At 63.9% G+C, this 4,168-nt stretch carries 7 protein-coding genes; 6 read left to right on the top strand and 1 reads right to left on the bottom strand.

Going from position 1 to position 4,168, the window contains the following annotated elements; translation table 11 throughout:
- The 3 genes from Q0588_RS01540 to Q0588_RS01530 all read left to right on the top strand — a co-directional run.
- Positions 1 to 213, top strand: a 213-nt coding sequence (locus Q0588_RS01540; RefSeq protein WP_298743120.1) for a hypothetical protein, incomplete at its 5' end; no start/stop codon positions are given.
- Between the two features lie 298 nt (positions 214 to 511).
- Positions 512 to 1,321: a universal stress protein gene (locus Q0588_RS01535; RefSeq protein WP_298743118.1), complete on the top strand. Its 810-nt coding sequence runs from the start codon at positions 512 to 514 to the stop codon at positions 1,319 to 1,321.
- Positions 1,322 to 2,106: 785 nt separating this feature from the next.
- The gene (locus tag Q0588_RS01530) at positions 2,107 to 2,265 is read left to right on the top strand and encodes a hypothetical protein (protein ID WP_292067853.1); all 159 of its coding nucleotides are present in this window, start codon (positions 2,107 to 2,109) and stop codon (positions 2,263 to 2,265) included.
- Between the two features lie 245 nt (positions 2,266 to 2,510).
- Here Q0588_RS01530 and Q0588_RS01525 read toward each other — a convergent pair whose 3' ends face one another.
- Positions 2,511 to 2,957 (bottom strand): helix-turn-helix domain-containing protein, encoded by a 447-nt coding sequence (locus Q0588_RS01525; protein WP_298743116.1) that lies wholly within the window; start codon positions 2,955 to 2,957, stop codon positions 2,511 to 2,513.
- Positions 2,958 to 3,055: 98 nt separating this feature from the next.
- Here Q0588_RS01525 and Q0588_RS01520 point away from each other — a divergent pair, with 98 nt between their 5' ends.
- From Q0588_RS01520 to Q0588_RS01510, 3 genes are read left to right on the top strand one after another with little or no spacing between them, the layout of a single operon-like run.
- Positions 3,056 to 3,403 carry a hypothetical protein gene (locus Q0588_RS01520; protein WP_292067857.1) on the top strand — a complete coding sequence of 116 codons (348 nt, stop codon included), beginning with the start codon at positions 3,056 to 3,058 and terminating at the stop codon, positions 3,401 to 3,403.
- Between the two features lie 2 nt (positions 3,404 to 3,405).
- A complete protein-coding gene (locus Q0588_RS01515; RefSeq protein ID WP_298743113.1) occupies positions 3,406 to 3,798 on the top strand; it encodes a hypothetical protein in 393 nt (130 codons plus the stop codon).
- Positions 3,795 to 4,076, top strand: a complete 282-nt coding sequence (locus tag Q0588_RS01510; RefSeq protein ID WP_298743111.1) for a hypothetical protein — start codon at positions 3,795 to 3,797, stop codon at positions 4,074 to 4,076. The genes Q0588_RS01515 and Q0588_RS01510 overlap by 4 nt, the downstream gene beginning before the upstream one ends.
- Positions 4,077 to 4,168 lie beyond the last annotated feature (92 nt).

Below are 4,168 nucleotides of genomic sequence, written 5' to 3'. Positions count from 1 at the left end.
GATGGACGGCTGCGTGCCTTGCGTCTTTCCGGCGTGGTACGCAGCCGAAGGCATTATTGCCTGACCAGAGGCCCGGCCAAGGTCCGATCTCGTGTTTTTGAGTTGCGCAGTCCGCCGGCCGCCGATCTGCCACAAGCCCGGTGGGGCCATCCCGCAGCGCGTTCACAGATCGAGGCCGCGTCTGAGTTGATCGAGATCAACGCAGACGCATGAGAAGGCGCCTATTCTAGATTCTGATGAGCCAGGTTCGGAACGCCGAGCAGCCAGATCCGCGTGAAAACGCCTGCCGCCTGGCGAAAACGTCTTCAGATGACAGTATACCCTTCCTGAGTTTTCGAACGATCCTGCTTAGATTATAGGCCCAAGAGGTTTGAGTTTTCAGTCATTTTCACACGGCATACCGATTCCGCGCATTGACCCGTATATTAAGGACGGCAAATCATTGATTGGGTGTGATAGTGTGGCCTTGTCGCCAAGCTCTCGGAAAACTGCAGGAAGAGGACTTTATATCATGAGCTTTCGCGATATCGTTGTTGATGCGTGCCCAAAGAGCGACATACAGCGGACGCTGGAACTCTCGCGCCAAATGGCTATCGAGTTCGGAGCGAATCTGACCGTCGTTTCCTACGCCTGGCCGCGGACGTCCATTGTGGGCGACGTTTTGGCGGAGAACGCGCTCTCCGTCCAGGAGCAAACACGGGAGATGGAAGACGCTCTGGACGCCACGCGCAGGGCTTTCGACAGCGTGTTTGCGGCGAAACCGGCCGAGGTCGAGTGGTGCTCCGCCATTGTCGAGCCGACCGCGGCGCTGCTTGACCATCTACTCTCCGCAGATCTGTTCATCACCAGCGCGTCTCAGGAAAAAACCTGTGTCTCTCCGGATGCGGCTGAGCTTGCCTTGCGGTCAGGAACGCCCGTTCTTCGTCTTGGCCGGAACCTGACGACATGCCGCTTCCCCAGCGTCGTGGTGGCATGGAAGGACTGTTCGCAAGCTCGCCGGGCCTTGCATGATGCACTGCCCATTCTCAAGCGTGCTGATCGGGTGACGATCGTCGGGATTGGAGATGAGGTGTCCATCGACCGCCTTGAAGCGGTGGACGAACATTTGCGTCGTCATGAGGTGACCACGACCGGTCATCTGCATGTACCGCGGTCTGAAGGAGATATATGCGGCGATCTGCTCACCCAGGCACAGCGCGAGGGCGCAAGCCTGATTGTCGCCGGCGTTTATAGCCGTGGTCCCTTTGCGACGCGCGTGCTGGGCGGAATGACGCGCGAGATGCTGAAAAACACCGAGACATCCTGGTTCATGGCTCATTGATCGGGTCGTATCGAAACGGTGATATCGACGCTCGCGACTTCGTGCGCCTCCATCGCCTAGGCCTGTTCCAGTCGGCTCCGGGGGGATGCGGCCTGATATTCGCCGCGCCATCTCGAGCGAAGCCTGTCGCGAACACCGAAGACAAACACGCGCCGCTGAGGCTCCGAAACTCACAGTTGGAAACGACATCCGGAAGAAGTGTGATCCTTGAGAACCCGACTGCGCGAACCGCCTCGACTGAAGGCCGGCCGTTGCGGTCGCAGACACACCTTCGAAAAGGCAGTCCCCGCTTCGTCGACTGAGGCTGATCAAGACCTATGACGGCTTCCATGCCGCTCTCGACCTGCCCGCCCCTGCCCGGGCGAACCCTTTTCGTTGTGGTCTGCTGCCTGCCTGGATCCCTGTCCAGGACCGTGGGTGAAGTCAGCCTGGTGATCGTGGGAGCCATGCTGAGCCTGATACTCCGCCGGGCTGAGCCCCCTGCCCGTCATATGAAGCCTCGGCCCCTCAGGGGGCACGGAGGCGTCGCCGGGGTCGGATTCGACGGGAGGGCTCACCGCATCGGGCGCCCGGGTTTCGCCTCCAACCGGCGTATCGCGAATCTCGTCGCCCATGACCATTCCCCTGGAAATCGACTGCTGCCTGACCTGCGTCTTTCCGGCGCAATACGTAGGCGCGGGCATGGTTGCCTGACCAGAGGCCCGACCCACGTTCGATAGAGTGTTTTTGAGCTGCCGCGCCCGCCCGCAAGGCGTTGCTTCCCCGCTCTGAGGGCGAAGACTGTCATGATCGAGGCGGTGGAAATCAAAACGAACGCCGCCAAGCGTCGCGGAACCAAGATCGCGCGGGTCGCGCGAGACCTGGCCGGTTGCGGCTTCTATGTGAGGGACGCGCGGCTGCCCGACGACGTCCGCGCGGCGGCGAACCCTCGAGATCGCCCCTGAGGGCGCGCCGCCTTACCGGGAACGAGCCCCCGCGTGCAAGCTGGACGCTTGGGCGACTGGTCTCGATACGCGGTTGCTGCGTTTGACCTTGCCCGGGTTTGGCCACCCCCGGTCATCAAGCGGGTCATTTTGCGTACCTCTGAGCACACCGCTGCGGTTTATGAAGTGGGCGCTTAGCAAGATCATGAGCAACCGAGATGGCGTAACACGCGGAGGGGAACCTCAGCTTATGCCCGGGGTGCCCTTCAGGCGGCCTTGGGCCCGCAGCAGGAGCGCGCGCGGGTTTGGGTGAGATCCTCCAGGATCACGCAGTCAGGCCCCGGGCCGCCGACACAGGCGGCGTCGCAGTCATTCACCAGCTTGGCCAGATCGGCTTCCAGCGCCTTCAGTTCGGAGAGCTTGGTCTGGACGTCCTCCAGGTTCCGCCGCGCCAGATCGCGGGCGTCGAGGCAGGAGCGGTCGCCGTTCTCCAGCAGATCGACCAGGCTGCGCACCTGATCGATGGGAAAGCCCAGCTCGCGGCAGCGGCGGATGAAGGTCAGGCGTTTCAAGTCCGCGTCGGCATAGGTGCGATGCCCGCCGTCGCGGCGCTCGGCGCGGCGCACCAGACCGATCTCTTCGTAATAGCGGATCGTCGGCGGGTTGGTCCCGCTGCGCTTGGCGAGAGCTCCGATCGAGAGAGCACGGTCCATGTCGTCATCCGGAAAATAGGGCTTGAAGCTAAAGTTACTTGAAGTCCTACAAGGCGTCCAACGGGAACGACCTAACCGCCCGCGCAGGAGACTGAGACATGCTGTCGAAGGACGTTCCGATCGCCTGCACCCTCGGGGCCGGCGACTATCAGGCCCGGATGCGGTGGATCTCCGATCTCAACCAGCGCAGCCTTCAGAGCCATCGCCGGGACGACCTGACGCTGTCCGTCGACTATGAGGCCGGCGCGCTCGCCGATGTCGAAACCCTCGTCCGCCAGGAAGCCGCCTGCTGCGCCTTCCTGACCTTTGAGATCGAGCCGCGGCCCAAGTCGGTCCGTCTCGTCGTCACCGCGCCGGAAGACGCACGCCTCGCCGCCGACACCCTGTTCGAAGACTTTATCGCCTCGGGTCCGTCGATCCCGGCCCAAACCTGTGGATGCTGCTGATCATGACCTCCCTGAACCCCGGCGCGCCGTTGAACGCCGAGCCCGCCAAGGGCGACCCGAACCAGAAGGCGGTCGGCGTCGGCTCCATCGTCGCGACCTCGGGGGCGCTGCTCGGCTGCGCCGCCTGCTGTGTCGTGCCGCTGGCCTTCCCGGTGCTGGCCCTCGGCGCGTCCGGCGCGGTCCTGGCCTGGTTCGCGGGCGCCCATATGTGGATCAGCGGCCTCGCCTTTATGATCGTTCTGTCCGCCTGGGGCTGGCTGGCGTGGCGGACGTTCCGCCGCGGTCATCCGCTGGCGCGCTCGACCGTGATCATGATGACCGTCTCGACCCTCATGCTCGCCCTGGCGCTCGTCTGGCCCCGGATTGAACCCGCTCTGATGGCGATGCTGCGATGACCCTCGAAACGACACCGAAGAAGATCAGACCGCTCTGGGTCGTTCTCGGACTGGCGGGCGCCTGCGCGGTCTGCTGCGCCGTTCCGATCGCGGCGCTGGTGATGGGCGGGGCGACACTGGCCGCCGCCGGCGTCGCCCTGAGCCAGAACTGGGACGCGATCGCCTGCGGCGCCCTGATGCTGATCGTTCTGGGCGCCGCCCTGGTGTTGATGCGGCCGAAGCGCCCGGCGCCGTCCTGCAGCGTGGACGGCGCTTGCGGCTGCAAGGAAAAGGCCTGAGACATTCGGCTGTCGGCGACCCCCTCGGAGCGCCGCAGGGTCAGGACTAGGGATGAGCACGTCTGAACTTCGCGACGCCCTCGAAGCACGAC

Origin of the sequence: uncultured Brevundimonas sp. (genome assembly GCF_937870815.1) — a bacterium.
Lineage (GTDB): Bacteria > Pseudomonadota > Alphaproteobacteria > Caulobacterales > Caulobacteraceae > Brevundimonas.
Note: the sequence above shows the minus strand (reverse complement) of the source record. Positions and strands in the feature narration are given on the sequence as shown.